Genomic DNA, 22,137 nt, shown 5'->3' with positions numbered 1-22,137 from the left:
AAAAGGTATACTTGCGGGCATTTTTTTAGTAACCGATAATGTAGTGATTGTACATGCAAAAGTTTGATATTAAGACGTTTCAGGGCCTTATCCTCGCATTGCAGGATTTTTGGGCTCGTCAAGGCTGCGTAATTATCCAGCCATTAGATATGGAAGTGGGTGCAGGTACCTTCCATCCAATGACATTTTTAAGATCCTTAGGGCCCGAGCCGATAAGCAGCGCTTATGTGCAACCTTGTCGTCGTCCTACAGATGGACGCTACGGTGAAAACCCAAATCGTCTACAACATTATTACCAGTTCCAGGTAATGCTTAAACCTTCACCTGATAATATTCAAGAGCTTTACCTAGATTCACTTAGAGAGTTAGGTTTTGATCCATTAGTGCACGACATACGCTTTGTTGAAGACAACTGGGAGTCCCCCACTTTGGGCGCTTGGGGTCTTGGTTGGGAAATTTGGTTAAACGGAATGGAAGTCACTCAGTTTACTTACTTCCAGCAAGTAGGCGGATTGGAATGCGCCCCTGTCACTGGCGAGATTACCTACGGCTTAGAGCGTTTAGCAATGTACATCCAAGGTGTCGACAGTATCTATGATTTGACCTGGACTGACGGCCCAATGGGTAAAGTAACTTATGGCGACGTTTTTCATCAAAATGAAGTTGAACAGTCTGCTTATAATTTTGAACATGCAGATGTTAAAGCCTTGTTTGGAACCTTTGATCAATGCGAAAAAGATAGCCAACGACTAATTGAAGCAGGACTTCCACTTCCAGCTTACGAGCAAGTAATGAAAGCATCTCACGCATTTAATATGTTAGACGCACGTCACGCAATATCGGTAACAGAACGCCAACGTTACATACTAAGAGTGCGCACTCTGGCAAAAGCAGTAGCAGAAGCCTACTACCAAAGTCGTGAAAAACTCGGGTTTCCCATGTGTAAAGATGACGCAAAACAGGGAGGCAAAGGTGATGCGTAAAGAAAATTTGTTAGTTGAATTAGGAACAGAAGAACTTCCACCAAAAGCACTGAAGAACTTAGCGCAAGCGTTTGCAGATAATATTAAATTAGGTTTTGAAGCAACAGATTTAGAATTTGATGCTATCGAAAGCTTTGCCACGCCGCGACGCCTAGCGGTCAGAGTCATAGCATTGGCCGAGAAGCAACTTGACAAGCAAGTCGAAAAACGTGGTCCTGCAGTCACAGCCGCATTCGATGCACAAGGCAATCCTACAAAGGCAGCAGAAGGCTGGGCTCGTTCAAATGGTATTAGTGTTGACCAAGCACAGCGACTCAAGACCGATAAGGGTGAATGGCTCTTACATGTTGCCAATGTAGCCGGACAGACGTTAACGACCTTATTGGAAGAAATCGTTGAAAGCGCATTAAAGAAATTACCTATCCCTAAAGCAATGCGTTGGGGTAATAAAGGAATTCAATTTATACGCCCTGTACACACGCTCTGTATGCTTTACGGAGAAAGTATAGTTGCGGGCTCAGTATTAGGTTTAACGTCAACCAGAACGGTTAACGGCCACAGATTCCATGGTGAAACCAGCTTCGAGCTAGCCCATGCTGACGATTACCAAAGCCAGCTTAAAAATCATTATGTAATTGCTGACTATCAAGCCCGCCAAGATATCATCAAACAACAGCTTCAAGACGCTGCAGCTCAAGAAAACGGTGTAGTTGAACTTGAACAAGAGTTGTTGGATGAAGTAACGGCATTGGTTGAATGGCCCGTAGTATTAGTTGCTAATTTTGAGGACGAATTTTTACAAGTACCAAAAGAAGCCCTAATTTATACAATGAAAGGCGACCAAAAGTACTTCCCGATGTTAGATACTAATGGCGAGCTTAAATCTCGATTTTTATTCGTAACCAATATCGAAAGTAAAGATCCCGCTCAGGTTATTCACGGCAATGAAAAAGTAATTCGTCCCCGTTTAGCGGATGCCCGATTCTTCTTTGAAACTGATAAAAAGCGCACATTGGAAAGTCGTCTAGATAGTTTAGAAACAGTTTTGTTCCAAAAACAATTAGGTACCTTAGCGGATAAGTCTCGCAGAATTTCTAAATTAGCCGCAAAAATATCCAAACATATCGGTGCCGATGAAGCCCAGGCAGCTAGAGCTGGATTATTATCAAAAACTGATTTAATGACAGAAATGGTAATGGAATTTCCAGATGTTCAAGGCATCATGGGAATGCATTATGCGAATCACGATGGCGAAGATGCAGTTGTTGCAAATGCATTAAACGAACAATACATGCCTCGTTTCTCTGGTGATGCCCTACCCCAATCTAACGTGAGCTGTGCCGTTGCACTTGCCGATAAGCTAGATACTTTAGTAGGTATATTCGGTATTGGACAATTACCTAAAGGTGACAAAGACCCCTTTGCACTTAGACGCGCAGCAATAGGTATATTGAGAATAGCTGTTGAACTGAAACTACCAGTAGATTTGACCGTGTTAGTGAGCGATGCATACCAACTATTGCAAGACAAAATAAATAACAACGACACTGAAGAACAAGTTGTTGACTTTATTTTAGGTAGATTTAGAACCTGGTATCAGGAACAAGGCATTGAAGTTGATGTCATACAAGCAGTACTTTCTCGACGACCTACAGCACCTGCGGATTTCGATGCGCGTATCCATGGTGTTAAACAGTTTAAGTTACTACCCTCAGCTCAAGCCTTAGCTGCAGCAAACAAACGTGTAGCTAACATATTAGATAAGAATAATGTATCTGATGAATATAAGCTGGATGCTAGCCTATTGGTAGAGTCTGAAGAGAAACATTTAGCCGATGAGATATATCGCATTCAAGAAGAAGTAGCGCCATTGTTAGCAAAAGCCGATTATGAAGCTGTGTTGCAAGTTCTTTCGCAACTGGCAAGCAGTATCGATGCATTCTTTGATAATGTAATGGTAATGGCCGATGATCAGTCTGTTAAGAATAATCGCCTCGCACTTCTACTGCAATTACGTCAGTTGTTCCTTAAGTGTGCCGACATATCATTATTAAGATACGAATAAAACGAAGTTGAGGTTTAAATACAAGAATATGAAAAATAGAATCGCTTTGATTTTTCTAGTCAGCACCTTTGTTTCCGGCTGCTCAACGACCTTTGTTGAGCAGATAATGGAAAAAGACTACCAAAGCTTCTATCTACGAGGAGTCTTTACTTGGTGGGAAGCTGATGAGAATTATCGAATTAAGAAAGTAAACGGTAATCTGTATAAGGCAACCGTGAAGCTCATCGCAGATGGTCAGCCCTATGATTTTAAATTTGCAGACGAAAATTATACCCCTGGATATGACTGTGGCAGCCCTTCCGGCTCTGCTGGAAAAGTACTAACTGTGGGTAAAGCAGCAAAGTCGTCCTGTGAAAATCCTGGCGGTAATTTTCAATTTACTCCAGATGAAACAGGCGCATATGACTTTTTTATCGATTTTACCAGTGAACAATCACCGGTTGTTTATATTGAAAAATCCTAAATATTAGTTAACTCTTGCATACTCACCTCTTAGGGGAAACCTAGGAGGTGAGACGCTACAACCTCCATAGAAAGTCTTAATATCCCCTCTATCATCCCGTTAAATCAGAACAAAATAGATGTTCCATATCTATTCAGTAGTCGCTCTTTTACTCCATACATTAAAATCAACGCTAACGTCTGCTCTTTTTGATCTATTATTGCGCGGTTAAAATTGATATTTTTAAATTAAATCAATAATTTAGAGCCAAAAAAAACGCTGAAAACAGAAGTTCTCAGCGTTATTAATTTAACAAGTTGTCAGGTCCTACAAGTTAAAGCTTGCAGACTATTGGACTAAACGTCTAGGTTAGCCACTCTCAAGGCGTTTTCTTCGATGAAGTTACGTCTAGGTTCAACTTGGTCACCCATCAAGGTAGTGAACAATAGGTCAGCACCAATAGCGTCTTCTATGGTTACTTGAAGCATTCTACGATTAGCAGGGTCCATTGTAGTTTCCCACAACTGACTAGGGTTCATTTCGCCTAATCCTTTATATCGTTGGATATACTGACCACGTTTAGATTCGGCCATTAACCATTCCAATGCACTTACAAAATCGGTGACAGGTTTGGTTTTTTCGCCGCGTTTAACATAAGCGCCTTCTTCCATAATGCCATTGATTGCTGCATTTAGTTCTTTGATTTTGGTGTATTCAGTTGAATCAACAAAATCATGGTCAAATTTATATTCAGTATCAATACCGTGCTGACGCAAAATAATTGATATGTAATGACTGCTGCGCTCTACATCATCTTTAACTTCAAAACTGTAAGTTGCACCATCAGATTCATCATCAGTTAGTGAAGCAATATAAGTTTTACCAAAAGCTTCTAGCTTAGCTGGATCAGATAAATCAGAAACATTCAAAATATCACTGTAAATTAATTGGTTAACAAGAACCTTCGGATATAACCTACTAATTCGATTAATCATTTTCACAGCAAGGTGATACTGCTTAACCAAGTTTTCTAAGGCAACACCTGAAATGCCAGGTGCTTCAGAATTAACATGGATAGAAGCGTCATCTAATGCAATTGAAGTTAAGTAATTAGTTAATGCATCGTCATCTTTAAGGTATTGTTCTTGTTTACCCTTTTTAGCTTTGTAAAGCGGCGGTTGTGCAATATAGATATAACCACGCTCAAGAATTTCAGGCATTTGACGGTAGAAAAAGGTAAGAAGCAAAGTACGAATATGGCTTCCGTCGACGTCAGCATCTGTCATGATAATGATTTTATGATAACGCAACTTTTCAGGGTCGTACTCATCTCTACCAATACCACAGCCTAATGCAGTAATTAGCGTCGCTACCTCTTGAGAAGAAAGCATTTTATCAAAACGTGCCTTCTCAACATTAAGAATTTTACCTTTCAATGGAAGTATTGCTTGGTTCTTACGGTTACGCCCTTGCTTTGCAGAGCCTCCCGCAGAGTCCCCTTCCACTATATATAGTTCAGAGTTAGCAGGATCTTTTTCCTGACAATCCGCAAGCTTTCCAGGTAAACCTGCTAAGTCCAACGCACCTTTACGGCGAGTCATTTCTCTCGCTTTTCGAGCGGCTTCTCGAGCACGAGCTGCATCAATAATTTTACCAATGATGATTTTACTTTCAGTCGGATTCTCTAAAAGGAAATCAGTTAAGGCTTCACCCATTGCAGTTTCAACAGCAGGTTTTACTTCAGAAGAAACCAATTTATCTTTGGTCTGTGAAGAAAACTTAGGATCAGGTACTTTTACTGAAATAACAGCAGTTAGCCCTTCTCTTGCATCATCACCACTTGCGTTCGTTTTAGCCTTTTTATTCAGGCCTTCTTTTTCCATGTAGTTATTTAATGTACGCGTTAGCGCTGCACGGAATCCAGCGAGGTGACTACCACCATCACGTTGGGGAATATTATTGGTAAAGCAAAATACATTTTCGTTAAAGCTATCATTCCATTGCATCGCAACTTCTACTGATATGCCATCATCCCTTTCAGTTGTGAAATTGAAAATCTTTGAATGGACGGCTGTTTTAGCTCTATTAAGGTATTCAACAAATGCCAAAATACCACCTTCATATTTAAAGTGGTCTTTTTTACCATCTCTATCATCAGATAAAACAATGGAAACACCAGAGTTAAGGAAACTTAATTCTCTTAATCTTTTCGCCAAAATATCGTAGTGATATTCAACATTAGTAAAGGTATCTTCGCTAGGCCAGAAACGTATTGTGGTTCCAGTAGTGTCAGATTCACCAACCGCTTTTAGCGGTTCTTGAGGAACACCATGAACGTATTCTTGTTCGAATACTTTACCCATGCGACGGATTTTCATGGTCAGTCTTTTTGATAATGCATTTACAACAGAAATACCAACACCGTGCAATCCACCGGATACCTTATAGGAATTGTCATCGAACTTACCACCGGCGTGAAGTACTGTCATAATAACTTCAGCTGCAGAGACACCCTCTTCCTCATGTATCTCTGTAGGAATACCACGACCATCATCTGATACAGAAATAGAACCATCAGTGTGAATTTTTACGTTAATTTCCGAACAGTGACCAGCCAAAGCTTCATCGATGGAGTTATCAACCACCTCAAAAACCATGTGGTGAAGTCCGGTACCATCGTCTGTATCACCAATATACATACCCGGTCTTTTTCTTACTGCATCTAGTCCTTTAAGTACTTTAATACTCGAGGAATCGTAGTTATTCTCTTCTGCCATTTGATTAGTTCTCCTCTCTCATATGGCCATGTTCCACGTGAAACATTTTCTTGTTTTTGTATTTCTCTATAAACAGCAATTGAGATTTTTCGATTGCTGTAATAAAAAGCTGTGTTTCGTTTTCTAACAGTTTATCAATAAAAGATTCTCGTTTAGTCTCGTCCAGTTCAGCACCAACATCATCTAATAGAAATACACAGGACTTTTTCGTTTTACCGCTTAAGTGCTGTATTTGAGCAAGTTGTAATGCTGCCACCAACATTCGCAATTGACCACGAGATAAGGTCTCTGAAACTTCAACACCATTGCATTTAAGTTTCAGATCAGCCTTGTGTGGACCAACGCTTAAATAACCATTACGACAATCTTTTTCAAATTTTCTTTTAATAGACTCTTCAAGTGAAGCGTCTTTTTCCCAACCCCTATGATACGAGATTTCTACCGAAAACTCAGGTAGAAATTGCATTAAATTGCTATTTATATGCTCCAAAATGCTATCTAGGTAGCCTTTTCTCAATTCTGTAAGGTGGTTTCCTACCTTTATGATTTGTTTGTCCCAGAATTGCATCTGAGTGCTATTTTCGTTGTTACTATTTAAGCCGATTTTACGTAGTAGCGCGTTCTTCTGTTTTACTAGTTTTTGGTAGTCTTGAGAGGTCTGAATGAATGAAGGTTCCACGTGGAACAATCCCCAATCTAAAAACCGACGTCTTAGTGACGGACTACCTATTATTAAATCTGAACTTTGTGGTGTGAATATCTGAATAGGAACATGACTAACAAGCTCAGACATTTTATTCGACTTGTTACCATTTACACTGACCAACAGGGAGTCATCATTTTTACGAGACATACCGAGTTTTAGAGAATGATTAGAATCAGATACAACACAAAAAACACTGAATTCAGTCGAATCATATTGAATCACGTTTTTGTGTTTAAGGGTTCTGAATGACCGTCCAAAACCCAAGTAGTGGAGAGCCTCTAAAAAAGAAGACTTTCCACTACCGTTTTGACCAAATATAAAATTCAACGAAGAAGAAGGTGAAATGTCAACATTTTGCAGATTTCTAAAATGTTGGATCTGGACTTTGTCCAGCTTCATATGCCGATGTTTCCTAAACTACAATTACAGTCTCATCGGCATAATAACGTAAAGAGCTGAATCATCAGCAGCATCTTCAATCAGTGCACTACTATTAGAATCGGCTAGCGTTATCTTAACGTTTTCAGAACCCAACGAATTAAACACATCAATTAAATAAGCAACATTAAAACCTATTTCTAACTCCCCTTCACCTTCGTAAGAAACATCTACAATTTCTTCGGCTTCTTCTTGCTCTGGGTTGTTAGCTGTAATTTTAAGTTCGTTTTTAGAAAGGTTTAAGCGTACACCTCTGAACTTTTCATTAGATAGAATAGAAGCTCGAGAGAAAGCATTTTTAAGAATATCTTTGCTGGCCTCGATGATCTTATCACCATCTTTGGGAAGCACTCTGCGATAGTCTGGGAAACGACCATCTACCAACTTACTGGTAAAGATAAAGTCAGTAGAAAAAATTCGAATGTGATTTGAACCCAACTGTACTTTCACAAGGTTATCATCAGCTTCAATAAGTCGACTTATTTCCAATACACCTTTACGAGGAATAATAACTTGTCTACTTGGCAAAGGAGCTGCTGTATATTTCAATCGACATAACGCTAGTCTGTGACCGTCAGTTGCAACAGTTCGAATAATATCTTCTTCGGTTTCAAGGCTCATCCCGTTAAGGTAATAACGAACATCTTGCTGTGCCATTGAGAACTGAGTACTTTCAATCAAATGTTTAAGATTAGCTTGAGAAATTTCAAATTCAGTTTCCCCTTCCCAATCTTCTAGATTTGGATAGTCACTGGCCGACAAAGTAGATAACGAATATCGACTTCTACCTGAGCGTATCAGTGCTTTATTACCATCAACTTCGAATTTGATTTCGCTTTCATCGCCTAAACCTCGACATATGTCGAAAAGCTTTTTGGCAGGAACGGTAATTTCGCCCTCTTCAAATTCACCGGTTAAGGTTACGTTAGAGATCAATTCAACCTCTAGATCCGTCCCCGTTAGCCAAAGTGAACTATCACTGACTTTTATTAGTACATTAGATAATATCGGTAAAGTATGTCGTCTCTCTACAGCACCAGAGACTAATTGAAGAGGTTGGAGAAAGTTTTCCCGGCTGATGGTGAATTTCATTTATAAACTCATTTTTTATTTTAAGAAGATAGTGTTCGAATAAGATTCTGATAGTCTTCTTTTATATCATGACTTTCATCTCTTAGCTGTACTATTTTTCTGCATGCATGCAAAACCGTAGTATGGTCCCTTCCGCCAAATGCGTCACCAATTTCTGGAAGGCTATGATTGGTTAATTCCTTTGCCAAAGCCATCGCCACTTGGCGTGGTCTTGCTACACTGCGGCTACGTCTTTTTGACAAAATATCAGCAATTTTGATTTTGTAATATTCAGCCACAGTTTTTTGGATATTATCAATGGTAACTAACTTTTCTTGAAGCGCTAACAAATCACGAAGCGCTTCTCTAACAAAATCAATGGTAATTGCACGGCCAGTGAAATTTGCGTTGGCAATTACCCGATTAAGTGCCCCTTCCAATTCCCGTACGTTTGAGCGCAAACGTTTAGCAATGAAAAAAGCCACTTCATCAGGCAGATTAATTTTATTCTCAAGGGCTTTACGATTCAAAATCGCTACTCTTGTTTCAAGTTCTGGCGGTTCTATGGCAATAGTTAAACCCCAACCAAAACGAGATTTTAATCTATCTTCCACCCCATCGATTTCTTTTGGATATCGGTCAGAGGTCAGAATGATTTGTTGATTGCCTTCTAACAACGCATTAAAGGTATGAAAAAATTCTTCTTGTGAGCGTTCTTTATTAGCAAAAAACTGAATGTCATCTATTAACAAAGCATCCACAGATCGGTAGTAACGTTTGAACGATTCAATCGCATTATTCTGCAGCGCTTTTACCATATCCTGAACAAAACGTTCTGAATGCATATAAACCACAGTGGCATTTTTTTTCTTTGCAATAATTCCATTACCTACAGCGTGCAGTAAGTGAGTTTTACCCAACCCGGTCCCGCCATAAATAAATAGCGGGTTATATGCCCCGCCTGGATTATTAGCCACCTGAGTTGCCGCAGCTCTTGCTAACTGATTTGACTTACCTTCAACAAAATTATCGAATTTGTAGGTTACATTAATATTACTTTTATGAGCTTGACTGGAAACACTGGCTTTTTGATTAAAATCTTTATTATCCGGTTTTTGCGTTTCTGAATTTTGGACGTCTACTGGAGGTTGTTGCGCGCTATTGGGTTTCGCCGTATTACTCGCACCATTATTGTTAGGCGCAAAATTACCATTTGAATTGTTATTGTTAGAAGCAAAGTTTGACGTCTGTCTAGCTGTCACTTCCAATAATAGACTTGGCGCTTCTGGACCACAAAATTCTTCCAATAACTGGGTTATACGACTGTGGTACTTATCCCGAACCCAATCAAGCACGAATCGGTTAGGAGCAGACAAAGTTACATAAAGATTATCTTCTGAAACTTTTAGCGGTCTTATCCACATACTAAATTCTTGCGTAGAAAGATCGTGTTGAAGACGATCGAGGCATCTATTCCATAAAGACATTAAAAAAAGTCCGTCACGAGGCGGTTTAAGCCCGTTAAAAGTTAAAATAACTCGATAATTAAAAACACTCGCTGAAGTGAAAATTGTCCAATTATTGTTCTTGTTCATCCCCTTTAGCGTAGGGGGTTGTGAATTATCTCGCATTCCCACTACTAAGTGCAATACTGATTTAGATATAATTTACTAAACCTTAGTCTAATACCATATATCTGTTTGTTTTAGTTGATTATTTTATTATATTATGAAAAATTAAAAAGCTATAACCTTGTATTATTTTGAATTCGTGGTGGATAAAAATAATCTATAAAAATCACCATTTAGAAAAAATCAACTAGCTTTTTGTGGATAACCTCATTTAATTTTATACAGTTATCAACAGTTAATTAATTTATTATAAAAATAAAAGCAAATAATTTAACGATCTCTGCGATCAATGATTGACAACAGGTACAAATATCTCTAGTATTCCGCATCCTTTTTGAGCGCAATGGTTAAACGTCTATTGAAGTTCATTTTGTATTAACCTTTATGTATCGGGACTAGGTCATGAAAAGAACATTTCAACCAAGTAACTTAAAGCGTAAGCGTTCACACGGTTTTCGTGCCCGTATGGCGACAAAGAATGGACGTAAAGTCCTTGCTAATCGTCGTGCTAAAGGCCGTGCTCGTTTATCAGCCTAATTTCTCAAAGTGAGTGAAAATTCGTTTTCTCGGGAGCTAAGACTTTTAACTCCCACTCACTTTGAAAAAGTCTTTCAAAAAGCTATCCCCTCAGTTTCACCTCAACTCACTGTGTTAGGCCGTTTCAATCAGCTAGACCATCCTAGGCTGGGTATTACTATATCCAAAAAACGCGTCAAAAAAGCCCACGATAGAAATCGCATTAAACGTCTTATCAGAGAAAGTTTTCGCGTGCATCAACACCAACTTCCAAACACTGATATAGTTGTAGTTGGAAAAAGTGGCTTAGACACAATGACGAATCAACAAATAACATTGTTGTTAGGAAAATTATGGAAAAAGCTCTCAAACCGTTGCGCGCAATCCCAGTCTGGTTGATACGACAATATCAACTTTGGATTTCTCCTATGCTAGGGCAAAATTGTCGTTTTCACCCGACTTGTTCTCAGTACGGTATAGAAGCTATTTCCAAACATGGGTTTTGGGTAGGAAGTTGGTTGACGATTCGAAGAATTAGTAAATGTCACCCCTTACATCAGGGTGGTATTGACCATGTACCAGAAAATAAGGCGAAAAAACACGAATGAACTTATCATTTGCCTCATTTGCCTATACTATTTCGCCCTGTGAAAAATTAGAAGTAATAAATACGTTCACAAATAGACTACTCTATTTGTGAAAAGCTAAATGCGGTCTTAAAAAATCGCAAAATTGAACACGTAGTTAAAGAGTATTATATGGAATCCCAACGCAGTTTTTTGATAATTGGCCTAGCTTTGGTCAGTTTTCTATTATGGCAAGAATGGCAAAAAGACTATGGTCCTCAGCCCGTTCAACCTACTCAAATAGTTGAACAAGCACCTTTGTCCACACCTAGTTCTGATTTACCGCCCTCTACTATCTCAGACAATAGCGGTGATGTCCCTGAATCAACGATAGTTGAAGATGTAAATCCGGTAGTTACACAATCTAATTCTGTTGTTCATGTTATATCTGACACATTAGATGTATTGATAGATACCCGTGGTGGTGATGTGATTTCCGCTAATCTTCGTAAGTTTCCGGTTACTCAAGGATCTGACGACTCATACAGCTTATTACGCCCTGATGCAGTCACTTTATACATTGCACAAAGCGGATTAGTTGGCAGAGATGCGATTGACACCAAAAAAGGGCGTCCCGCTTATGTAGTTAGCCAACAAGAATTCGTCATGCAAGACAAAGAATTGGTGGTTCCTTTAAAGTGGACCTCTGCTGATGGTGTAGCAATTACAAAACGATTCATATTTACCCCTGGTCATCACGATGTAAAAGTGGAATACGAAGTTGTAAACGGAAGTTCTCAAGTTAAGCAGTACCAACAATACGGCCAATTAAAACAGGCTATTGAGGGCACAGAAAGTAGTATGTTTATGCCGACCTACCGTGGTGGTGCATTCTCTACTCAAGACGACCGTTATTCAAAATTCTCTTTTGATGACATGGAAGATGAAAAACTAAACAAAACAACCGTTGGTGGTTGGGCTGGCATGCTAGAACATTACTTTGTATCGGCTTGGGTTCCACCTCAAGAAGACACAAATCAGTTGTACAGTACTGTGGTTCAGTCTAGATATGCTGCAATTGGCTTTAAAGGCGCACCTGTAGATGTTGCACCAGGTGATTCAACCACCATTACAAGTACACTGTACATGGGTCCTAAAGACCAAGATTCACTTGCCCAAATAGCGCGCGGTTTAGACCTTACTGTTGATTACGGTGTGCTTTGGTGGATTTCACAGCCTTTGTTTGCATTACTGCAATTTATTCAAAGTATTGTTATTAACTGGGGACTAGCCATTGTCATCATTACGATTATTGTTAAAGGGGCTATGTATCCCCTGACTAAGAAACAATATGAGTCTATGGCCAAAATGCGTAACTTAGCGCCTAAGATGGCACAACTAAAAGAACGTTTTGGTGATGACAGACAAAAAATGTCTCAAGCCATGATGGAAATGTATAAGAAAGAGAAAGTGAACCCCATGGGTGGCTGTTTCCCTCTTCTTCTGCAAATGCCTATATTCTTAGCACTATATTGGGTTCTACTAGAGAGTGTTGAATTAAGACACGCTGATTTTATATTTTGGATCACTGACTTATCAGTCAAAGACCCGTATTTTGTATTACCAGTATTAACTGGCTTGAGTATGTACTTATTGCAGAAACTGCAACCTATGACGATTCAAGATCCAATGCAGCAGAAAATCATGCAATGGATGCCAGTAGCTATGAGTTTATTCTTCTTCATATTCCCAGCTGGTCTAGTTTTATATTGGTTAATAAGTAACGTTATTACCTTGGTTCAAGCTAAAATTATTTACTCGTCCATGGAAAAACGTGGATTAAAAGCTAAATAAAAAGTGATTGGCACCAAATAAAAGTGAAAGCCCGCCATTGCGGGCTTTTTTGTCTAAGTTTACAGGTTTACAATATACTCAAAATTAAAACAGGAGTAATAAATGCCCTCTTTTGACATTGTTTCAGAAATTGAAATGAACGAAGTTCGTAACGCAGTTGACAACGCTAATCGTGAACTCAGTACACGCTTTGATTTTCGAGGTGTTGAAGCCTCCATTGAATTCAAAGATGAATCAGTCGTGCTGACTGCTGAAGGCGACTTTCAAATTCAACAACTCACAGATATGCTGCGTAATGCGTGTTCTAAGCGTAACTTAGACACTAATGCCATGGATCCTCAAGATACGGTAAGAAGTGGTAAAACCCACCGTAGCACCATCAAATTCAAACAAGGCATTGAGCAACCCATTGCTAAAAAAATCGTGAAGTTAATTAAAGATAAAAAAATGAAAGTACAAGCCAGCATTCAAGGCGATCAACTTCGTGTAACCGGCAAAAAACGTGATGACTTGCAAGCGGTGATGGCGTTACTTAGGGGCGAAGATATGGGTCAACCGTTGCAATTTAACAACTTTCGCGATTAATCAGGCAATACTATTTTGGAATTACCAACTGACACTATTGTTGCTCAAGCCACAGCCCCAGGTCGTGGCGGCGTAGGCATAGTTAGAGTTTCTGGACCACTAGCGAAAACTGTTGCCTTAGCATTACTAGGTAAAACGTTAACGCCAAGGAAAGCAGAATACTTGGCGTTCTTAGACGAAGACAACCAGACTTTGGACCAAGGTATTGCGTTGTTCTTCGAAAACCCACATTCGTTTACTGGTGAAGACGTACTAGAGCTGCAAGGTCATGGTGGTCAAATCATTTTGGATTTGCTGATTAAGCGAATACTCAAAATACCCAAAATACGTATGGCTCGACCTGGCGAGTTTAGCGAACGCGCATTTTTGAATGATAAGCTCGACCTAGCCCAAGCTGAGGCCATAGCCGATCTAATTGATGCTAGTTCAGTCCAAGCGGCTAAAAGCGCTATGCGTTCGTTACAAGGCGAATTTTCAGCACATATCCACCAGCTGGTGGAAAAAGTGATACATCTAAGAATGTACGTAGAAGCAGCCATCGATTTTCCAGAAGAAGAAATCGATTTTTTAAGTGACGGAAAAGTAGCTAAAGATCTGAACGACATCATTACCCAAATGCAAAACGTCAAACAACAAGCCAAGCAAGGTAGCTTGTTACGTGAAGGTATGCAGGTGGTTATTGCCGGTAAACCTAATGCTGGGAAATCAAGTCTACTCAATGCTCTAGCTGGACGCGATGCCGCCATTGTAACCGATATCGCAGGCACCACTCGAGATGTACTCAAAGAACATATCCATTTAGATGGCATGCCACTGCATATCATTGATACTGCGGGGCTTAGAGAGAGCTCAGACAAAGTAGAGCAAATCGGCATCCAACGAGCTTGGCAGGAAATACAAAAAGCAGACAGAGTTTTATTCATGCTAGATAGCTGTGAAAGCACGGAAAATGATCCGTATAAAATCTGGCCTGAATTTATGCAAAAATTGCCCGCTAATATTGGCCTGACCTTGGTTCGAAATAAGGTCGATTTATCCGGTGAGTCAGTGGGATTTGAACAACACGGTGACACACCAGTCTACCGTCTATCAGCAAGTCTAAATCAAGGTGTTGAAGCCTTAGCTGAACACCTTAAAGAATGTATGGGTTTTGACCAAAGTTCTGAGGGCCAATTCATTGCCAGACGAAGACACTTAGATGCCATAGATCGAGCAGCAGAACACTTAGATATTGGACAACAACAACTGCATGAACATATTGCCGGAGAGATTTTGGCAGAAGAATTGCGTTTAACCCAGCAAGCATTAAATGAGATCACCGGTGAATTCAGTTCAGACGATTTACTCGGACGCATATTTTCTTCATTTTGTATCGGTAAATAAAGGTCAACGACATGGCAAATTATGAAATCATTGTAGGCACTATGTTAGGGGCAAGCGAATATGTTGCCGATGCCTTACAAGAAACATTGGAAGCCAATGGACACAGTGCAAACATTCACTTAGAACCTAATATTGAAGAGATACCCAACGAAGGCAAATGGTTGATTTGTACCAGTACCCATGGGGCTGGTGAATTACCCGATAATATCCAAGCATTCGCCAAGCAAATTAAAAATCACTCATTAGATAATGTACAATTTTTAGTCGTTGGTTTAGGTGATAGCAGTTACGACACCTATTGTTATGGTGCGAAAACAATGCAGGAGTTATTACACAATTCCGGGGCGACACTACTATCCCCCGCTTTTCATATTGATGTACTAAACCACCCAATTCCTGAAGAAGCCGCCGTTGAATGGCTAACGTCTTACTTACAACAAAACTAACTTACTGATTATGAATTCATCGGAACAAGCCGCTCTCACACAAGAACTTAGCAATGATGCTAGAGTGCTGTATTTGCTTGGTCTACGACCTATTGCTGATGAACAAACAGGACTAACCGCACCGTTAAATTACAAGCAGTTAATTGCGCTGTTAAATAGTAAAACCAAAGAATTTACCTTGGGAAGACAAATCAATGGGCTGATTAAAGAGCTCGTTAAACAACAACTGGTAGAAATAGAATCTGACGCCTCTTTAGACAAAAGCTTCAACCAACAACGGGTCCGTTTACCACTACTGAATATTAAACAAGACGACTACCCTAGCCTTCATTTACAATGGAGTGGGATGACGGCAACATGGAAACCACATCAAACTGCCTTTGAAGATTTAGCTTCTTTGGTAGGGATTATTGACAAAGACTACAGCCAACATGAACTGGGTGAATTTATTGCCTATTGGATGGGTCGACCTGAACTACAATTTAGTCAATACCAATGGACCCAGAAATTTGTCTTTCAAATTAAGCAAAGACGGTTAGCAAGTGGCGTTAAAAATGTTCAGAAAGTGGGAAATCAGTGGGTTACTCCTAAAGCAGGTGTTGAAGCTGATGATAACGCTAAACAACTTGTCGCTAAGTATAGTAAGAAATAGCACAGTAAAAAAACAACCATAAAAGAGCAAAAATACGTGGACAGTATCAAACAAAAATTAGATCAATTAGCTAAAGCTTTGGGTAAAACCAATGTTCCTGATACCTATACTGACTACAAAGAGGTGCGAGCGCAATACGAGCGTTTAGCCAACGAAGACGTCAAAAAAATGCAGCAAGAAGCCAAACTAAGACGTATTCAAGAAATCCACGGGCGCTCAGATCTCAATCCAAAATGGAACTTCCAAACACTGATAGAAGATAGCGATGACGTAATTGAAGCGGTGAGTATTGCTCAGTCATTTATTGCTGCCCACGATGATCCAATATGGCGTTCAAGCGGCTCACATATGATGATCTTTTATGGTGATTATGGCCGCGGAAAGTCGCATATTGCCGGTGCGATTGCCCACCAGCTAATCGACCAATATGAAATATCAGTATTGTATAGACAACTTTCAAGTCTGCTTGAGATGCGCTTCTTTTCATATGATTACAATGCTACAGATAACGTTGCCGAACAATTTAGAGAAATACAAAAAGAATTGTTGGATGTGGATTTATTAATCCTGGATGAAGTATGCGTTAACGAAACCATGCTTAAAAAGAATACTCAAAGCTGGCTAGGTAACTTGCTGCGACAACGATTGGTGAATAACAAAAATTGTATATTGATTACCAATCACAATTTAGCTGAATTAGAAAATGCGTTGGGTAAATACTGCTTTGAGTCAATTAAGGAATACGATACTTACAAAGTAAAATTTTCCGGTCCTAGCCGCCGCAAAGAAATTATTCCTCAAGCCCCAGAAGCGATGAACGTTAGCAGCGGTTATCAGCCTAATCAGGTAAAATAAACCGCTGTTGCATAGGCTCGGTCATCAACCTCCCCTTTACCAATACTGCGCTGAGGTTCAAATTTAGTCGAGGCTCAGCACTTTTTCAGCGGTGTACTCGTTGGTGATCAATCCGTTTATCATCTTAGACCTAAGCGCGCCCAAAATAGCATCTACCTTTTCTTGACCTGCCGCTATACCAATCACAGGTTTATCAGAACTTACAGCCAAAGGCGTACTGGCAACACGATCATTTACAGCACAGTCTAATAGTTTGCCATTACGGTCAAAGACCCAACTAATGATCTCTCCAACTGCACCGTTTTTTTGCAAATCTTTCAGCTCTTCTTTAGTAATAAATCCATCTAACATCAACGGGGAATGCAAACCAAGATTTCCAATTCCTACGAAGGTAACATCCGCATTAGCGGCTAACGCTAAATTACTGGCAATATTATATTGCGAATGCAATTGTTCTTTTTCTTCTTTGCTGCGAGGTAATACAGGCAAAGGCATTGGGTAATGCTTGGCTTTAATATGTTCTGCCATACGCACTACTACATCGTAAGGAGATGCGGAACCATCTAATGTCATGTTCCCCAACAAAGCGACTATTTTGTGTTGCTCACAGTCCAATGAGGAAAGCTCATCAACACAATCGCGTAAAACCCGACCTGTCCCCATGGCAAGCACTTTGGGTTCAGCCGATTTAAGGTGCTTTTCAATTTCATCTGCACCAGCTTGAGCGAGTCCCAAAGTTGATTCAGAATCATCGCTAGGCACCACTTCACAGGTGGTTAAACCAAAGCGATCTTTGAGTTTAACGCTCAAGTCCATGCACTTAGCAATGGGATGATCTAACCTAACCTTGATTAAGCCCTTACTGACCGACAAAGCAACCATACGTTGAGCTGATTGACGGGATACATTGAGTTTTTTAGCAATTTCGTCTTGGGTTTTACCGGCCACATAATACAACCAACCAGCTCTAGCTGCTTCATCTAGCTTACGCATTTCGGCATTCGTTAACTTAACCACTTTTACCTCGCTATTGGCTTGCTTGAATTGAGAGAGGGAACCAGTTCAAATAACTGCTGCCAATCAAATATTGTTGCCACATTGTTTGCTATATCCGTTTCTAATATGCCTTTATGCTTCAGATGACTTGCGCCAGCGTACTTAATGACTTGCATATTGGCTGCTAGGGCCCCTTGAATACCAGCTTGTGAATCTTCAATCACTAAACAATTTTCTGGCTCTACACCGACTCTAGAGGCAGCGTGCAGAAATATATCAGGGGCAGGTTTGCCATTTTTCACCTCTGAGGAGGTAAAAACCCTATCGCTAAAAAAATCGCTTAAACCGATAGTTTGCAGAGCAAATTTAACTCTTTGCGGGCTGCTACTAGTAGCAACACAACTGTTTGTTTGCAATGCTGCAAGCATATCCTTTAAACCATCGGTAGAAACCAATTCTTGTGCAAACACCTGCAACAATGCAGCTAAATAATTTTCTCGAAACTGCTCAGTTAACGTCACAGAGTAGTCTGTTAACACCCTAGCAGTAACAGATTTAAAGCTTTGTCCGAGAAAATAAGTGTCGAAGTAACTATCAGAGATACTGACACCCAGATCTTCAAGCATTGAAAGCAACACCCGCTTACTCAGAATTTCACTATCGATTAATACCCCATCACAATCGAAAATAACCAAATCAATTGAACAGGGTGAAAGCGAAGTTTGGGTTTGCGTCATGATAGTGTCACCAGTTAAGAAAATTACTACAAGTAGTGTTTTAAGGTATTAGAAGTACCGACATCCCAGAGCATGTTCAACCAATTTGAAAAATCTCGAATAAAGGTATCTTGGCTCCCAAGTGTCCCAAATATATCATGCATTTGCAAAAATATAGATGGATTATCCTTAGCTAATATTGCTTGGTTTATCAGTCTATTAGCTTGTTGATCCTGAATCGTTATAGGGCTATCTGGATCTCCTCCTTGTGCACATAAACGACACCATAATGCAATCACTAATGCTAACCCCTTACAGTCATTTCCTTGACTTAAGTTGGCTTGAATAATGGGTAAAATAAATTTTGGTAATCGATTGGAAGCGTCCTGACACAATCTAGGAACCGTATCCTTTACCTCTGGATTCGAAAAGCGCGATTCGATGAGTGAAAAATACTGATTAAAATCGACTCCAGGTACTGGGTTTAGCGTAGGAATGATTTCTTCACTCACTAATTTTTTAAGGTATTGTCCAATCAACGGGTTTGCCATCACTTGATGCACAAAATTAATACCTAAAAGAGCTGCAGGGTAAGCAATGGCGGCGTGACCACCATTGAGGATTCGCAATTTCATTAATTCGAAAGGTTCGACATTCTCAACAAACTCGACCCCTACCTTTTCCAATGGCGGACGACCATTCACAAAGTCATCTTCCATTACCCACTGACGGAAAGGTTCGCAAAATACCGGCGCATTATCAGTGATTCCAAACAAATCTGTCAGTCTTTCCCGTTCCAAATTAGACGTAGCCGGAGTAATGCAATCTACCATTGAGTTGGGAAATGAAACCTTATCAGCAATCCAATCTGCCAATCCTTGATCGATTTCACAGGCCATTTGCGAAATTACACGTTTAGTAACCAAACCATTGTGAGGAATGTTGTCACATGACATAACAGTAAATGGTGCAATATGATTATCACGGCGATGTTGTAGCGCCTTAATGATTATGCCAAACACCGTTTTGGGTTCACTGAAGTTGGTTATATCCTGCTGAATTTCAGGGTCACTGAGATTAAATCCACCAGTTTTGTCATCCATGAAATAACCGCCTTCAGTAATCGTTAACGACACTATGCGTATTTCACTGTGACTCAAGGCTTGGATTACGCTGTCGGCATCATTTTCAATAAAATCTATCATTGATGCACAAACTTGCGCAGTTAATCCTTTACTATCTAATTCAACAACGGTCGTTAACCAATCTTGCTGTTGAAGTTTATCGCGCATCACCGCATCGAAAGACTTAGTACCAGCACCTCGAATAGCCCAATCTAAGGCTTCGCCAGAATTGAACAGCTGGTGTAAATACATAGCTTGATGTGCACGATGAAAATTACCCACTCCGATATGTACAATCCCTGCTGACAACGAATCCCTGGAATAGTTGGGTTTACCTATATTATTTGGTAATGCTTCAAGTGATTGATAGCACAGTTGAATTGCCATAAAAATTTACTCATTAAAATGCGAGCTTAGGAGCGGACTTTGGCGCCTAAGCTCACTAAAGATTATTTAGCGATTACTGCATTATCGCCCCAAGACAAGGACGCTAAGGTCACACCGTCTTTATCAAAATGCATGATTTTATTTTGTGACGCGGTGAGATTGACAAGATCACCATATTTTAATGGACAATCTCCATCATCTTTAATGGTCAATGTACCAACGCCGTCAACGTGAACATGCAGGAAAGTCTCTGAACCGAGGTGTTCAATAACCCCTACTTTTCCGCTCCATAAACCTTGTTCTTGAGTTACTTTCAAATGCTCTGGACGAACACCTATGCTTCTAGTTGGATCACCCTCAACAGGTTTTACATCAATGAAGTTCATTTTTGGTGAGCCGATGAAGCCCGCAACAAAACGGTTCACTGGATTTTGATATAACTCCATAGGCGTACCCACTTGCTCAATTACACCGCCATTAAATACCGCGATACGGTCAGCCATTGTCATCGCCTCAACCTGATCATGGGTTACATAGATCATTGTTGTTGCTAAGCTCTTGTGTAATTCAGAAATCTCAAGACGCATGTTAACTCTTAAAGATGCATCTAAGTTTGATAAAGGTTCATCGAACAAGAACGCCGAAGGCTGACGCACAATAGCGCGACCAATGGCCACACGTTGGCGTTGACCACCTGACAGTTGCCCTGGCTTACGGTCTAGGTAATCCCCTAAATTAAGAATCTTTGCTGCTGACGCGATTTTTTCTTCGATTTCAGCAGGATCTACTTTTGCTCGTTTTAATGGAAAGGCAATGTTGTTACGAACCGACATATGCGGATACAACGCATATGATTGAAACACCATCGCTAAACCGCGTTTCGCTGGTGGTGTTTTGGTCGCGTCTTTTCCATCTATTTCAATATTACCACTGGTGGTATCTTCTAAGCCTGCAATCATCCGTAATAACGTTGATTTACCACAACCAGATGGACCAACGAACACAATGAATTCACCGTCTTTAATTTCTAAGTCTAACGGCTTGATTACATTTACATCGCCGAAGCTTTTTGTTACTTGTTTTAAGGTAATGCTGCCCATTTCTAAATCTCCTATTTAACCGCGCCGAAACTCAATCCGCGCACTAATTGTTTCTGACTAAACCAACCCAATATGAGAATGGGTACAATGGCCATCGCTGATGCAGCTGATAACTTGGCGTAAAATAATCCTTCTGGACTAGAATAACTGGCTATAAAAGCAGTCAAAGGTGCAGCATTGGCGGCTGTTAATATGAGCGTCCAAAACGCCTCATTCCAGGCTAAAATAACGTTGAGTAATAATGTTGATGCAATACCAGGTAACGCGATAGGCAAGAGCACATGAAATATTTCTTCAAAAATTCCAGCACCATCCATACGCGAAGCTTCAAGGATCTCGTTTGGAATTTCTCTAAAATAGGTGTAGAGCATCCATACCATGATAGGCAAATTGATTAATGTCATCACAATCACCAAACCCAGTTTAGTATCGAGCAATGCAAAATCCCGGAACAACAAATAAATAGGAATTAAGACACCCACTGGCGGTAACATCTTGGTTGATAACATCCACATTAATAGGTTTTTAGTTCGCTTATTTTGCACAAACGCCATTGACCAAGCTGCAGGGATAGCGATTAACAATCCCAACAAACTAGACCCCACAGAAATCACCACAGAATTCCAGAAATGGTCAAAGTAAGGCGAACGTTCTAATACGTCAGAATAGTTCTCGAGCGTCCAATCAAACATAAACAAACTTGGACTGGCTGAAATCGCTTCTGCTTCAGTTTTAAAGCTGGTGATTAATGTCCATAAAATCGGAAAAAATATCATTCCACTTATGGTCCAGGCTAAAACGGTATAAATTACTTTTGATTTATTACTACTATTAATAGCCATTG

21 protein-coding genes are annotated in these 22,137 nt (G+C 40.0%); 12 read left to right on the top strand and 9 right to left on the bottom strand.

Translation table 11 applies throughout. The features are described 5' to 3' along the window. Positions 1–53 precede the first annotated feature (53 nt). Genes glyQ through Q4567_RS20090 form a run of 3 tightly spaced genes read left to right on the top strand, consistent with a single transcriptional unit; the run spans position 54 to position 3,511 of the window. The gene (gene glyQ / locus Q4567_RS20100) at positions 54–983 is read left to right on the top strand and encodes a glycine--tRNA ligase subunit alpha (RefSeq protein ID WP_216046787.1); all 930 of its coding nucleotides are present in this window, start codon (positions 54–56) and stop codon (positions 981–983) included. Then, positions 976–3,048: a glycine--tRNA ligase subunit beta gene (gene glyS / locus Q4567_RS20095; RefSeq protein ID WP_216046788.1), complete on the top strand. Its 2,073-nt coding sequence runs from the start codon at positions 976–978 to the stop codon at positions 3,046–3,048. Before glyQ ends, glyS begins: the two co-directional genes overlap by 8 nt. Before the next feature lie 28 nt (positions 3,049–3,076). Continuing rightward, on the top strand, positions 3,077–3,511 hold the full coding sequence (locus tag Q4567_RS20090) for a hypothetical protein (protein WP_216046789.1): 435 nt from the start codon (positions 3,077–3,079) through the stop codon (positions 3,509–3,511). A gap of 335 nt (positions 3,512–3,846) precedes the next feature. On the opposite strand, the gene gyrB is transcribed toward Q4567_RS20090, so the two are convergent. Genes gyrB through dnaA form a run of 4 tightly spaced genes read right to left on the bottom strand, consistent with a single transcriptional unit; the run spans position 3,847 to position 9,969 of the window. Next, on the bottom strand, positions 3,847–6,267 hold the full coding sequence (gene gyrB / locus Q4567_RS20085; protein ID WP_216046792.1) for a DNA topoisomerase (ATP-hydrolyzing) subunit B: 2,421 nt from the start codon (positions 6,265–6,267) through the stop codon (positions 3,847–3,849). 4 nt (positions 6,268–6,271) lie between these two features. Beyond that, entirely contained in the window at positions 6,272–7,372 is a 1,101-nt protein-coding gene (gene recF / locus Q4567_RS20080) for a DNA replication/repair protein RecF (protein ID WP_216046793.1), read from the bottom strand. 24 nt (positions 7,373–7,396) lie between these two features. Continuing rightward, positions 7,397–8,503, bottom strand: coding sequence for a DNA polymerase III subunit beta (gene dnaN, locus Q4567_RS20075; protein WP_216046794.1), 1,107 nt, complete (start codon positions 8,501–8,503; stop codon positions 7,397–7,399). A 20-nt stretch (positions 8,504–8,523) separates the two neighbouring features. Beyond that, the gene (gene dnaA, locus Q4567_RS20070) at positions 8,524–9,969 is read right to left on the bottom strand and encodes a chromosomal replication initiator protein DnaA (protein WP_216046795.1); all 1,446 of its coding nucleotides are present in this window, start codon (positions 9,967–9,969) and stop codon (positions 8,524–8,526) included. 546 nt (positions 9,970–10,515) lie between these two features. Here dnaA and rpmH point away from each other — a divergent pair. From rpmH to Q4567_RS20025, 9 genes are all read left to right on the top strand, one after another. Beyond that, entirely contained in the window at positions 10,516–10,650 is a 135-nt protein-coding gene (gene rpmH, locus Q4567_RS20065; protein ID WP_008842504.1) for a 50S ribosomal protein L34, read from the top strand. Between the two features lie 9 nt (positions 10,651–10,659). Beyond that, a complete protein-coding gene (gene rnpA / locus Q4567_RS20060) occupies positions 10,660–11,028 on the top strand; it encodes a ribonuclease P protein component (RefSeq protein ID WP_216046796.1) in 369 nt (122 codons plus the stop codon). Beyond that, complete coding sequence (gene yidD / locus Q4567_RS20055; protein WP_216046797.1) at positions 10,983–11,237, top strand: membrane protein insertion efficiency factor YidD; 255 nt, start codon at positions 10,983–10,985, stop codon at positions 11,235–11,237. Before rnpA ends, yidD begins: the two co-directional genes overlap by 46 nt. Before the next feature lie 150 nt (positions 11,238–11,387). Then, complete coding sequence (gene yidC / locus Q4567_RS20050; RefSeq protein ID WP_303501977.1) at positions 11,388–13,049, top strand: membrane protein insertase YidC; 1,662 nt, start codon at positions 11,388–11,390, stop codon at positions 13,047–13,049. A 102-nt stretch (positions 13,050–13,151) separates the two neighbouring features. Continuing rightward, positions 13,152–13,634 carry a YajQ family cyclic di-GMP-binding protein gene (locus Q4567_RS20045; protein ID WP_216046799.1) on the top strand — a complete coding sequence of 161 codons (483 nt, stop codon included), beginning with the start codon at positions 13,152–13,154 and terminating at the stop codon, positions 13,632–13,634. Positions 13,635–13,649: 15 nt separating this feature from the next. Next, complete coding sequence (mnmE, locus tag Q4567_RS20040) at positions 13,650–15,017, top strand: tRNA uridine-5-carboxymethylaminomethyl(34) synthesis GTPase MnmE (RefSeq protein WP_216046800.1); 1,368 nt, start codon at positions 13,650–13,652, stop codon at positions 15,015–15,017. Between the two features lie 11 nt (positions 15,018–15,028). Beyond that, complete coding sequence (mioC, locus tag Q4567_RS20035) at positions 15,029–15,463, top strand: FMN-binding protein MioC (RefSeq protein ID WP_216046801.1); 435 nt, start codon at positions 15,029–15,031, stop codon at positions 15,461–15,463. A 10-nt stretch (positions 15,464–15,473) separates the two neighbouring features. Then, complete coding sequence (locus Q4567_RS20030) at positions 15,474–16,115, top strand: DnaT-like ssDNA-binding domain-containing protein (protein ID WP_216046802.1); 642 nt, start codon at positions 15,474–15,476, stop codon at positions 16,113–16,115. Between the two features lie 36 nt (positions 16,116–16,151). Then, positions 16,152–16,970, top strand: coding sequence for an ATP-binding protein (locus Q4567_RS20025; protein ID WP_303501970.1), 819 nt, complete (start codon positions 16,152–16,154; stop codon positions 16,968–16,970). 63 nt (positions 16,971–17,033) lie between these two features. Here Q4567_RS20025 and Q4567_RS20020 read toward each other — a convergent pair whose 3' ends face one another. The 5 genes from Q4567_RS20020 to Q4567_RS20000 form a co-directional block, all read right to left on the bottom strand. Beyond that, entirely contained in the window at positions 17,034–17,987 is a 954-nt protein-coding gene (locus tag Q4567_RS20020) for a sugar-binding transcriptional regulator (RefSeq protein ID WP_216046804.1), read from the bottom strand. 2 nt (positions 17,988–17,989) lie between these two features. Beyond that, positions 17,990–18,703 (bottom strand): HAD family phosphatase, encoded by a 714-nt coding sequence (locus Q4567_RS20015; protein WP_216046805.1) that lies wholly within the window; start codon positions 18,701–18,703, stop codon positions 17,990–17,992. Positions 18,704–18,729: 26 nt separating this feature from the next. Next, a complete protein-coding gene (locus Q4567_RS20010) occupies positions 18,730–20,193 on the bottom strand; it encodes a mannitol dehydrogenase family protein (protein WP_303501966.1) in 1,464 nt (487 codons plus the stop codon). A gap of 62 nt (positions 20,194–20,255) precedes the next feature. Continuing rightward, on the bottom strand, positions 20,256–21,293 hold the full coding sequence (locus tag Q4567_RS20005; protein WP_216046807.1) for an ABC transporter ATP-binding protein: 1,038 nt from the start codon (positions 21,291–21,293) through the stop codon (positions 20,256–20,258). An 11-nt stretch (positions 21,294–21,304) separates the two neighbouring features. After that, the gene (locus tag Q4567_RS20000) at positions 21,305–22,135 is read right to left on the bottom strand and encodes a carbohydrate ABC transporter permease (RefSeq protein ID WP_216046808.1); all 831 of its coding nucleotides are present in this window, start codon (positions 22,133–22,135) and stop codon (positions 21,305–21,307) included. Positions 22,136–22,137: the final 2 nt, after the last annotated feature.

The organism is Aliiglaciecola sp. 2_MG-2023, from assembly GCF_030548145.1.
Taxonomy (GTDB): Bacteria; Pseudomonadota; Gammaproteobacteria; order Enterobacterales; family Alteromonadaceae; genus Aliiglaciecola; species Aliiglaciecola lipolytica_A.
This window is presented reverse-complemented; position numbering and strand designations above follow the sequence as displayed.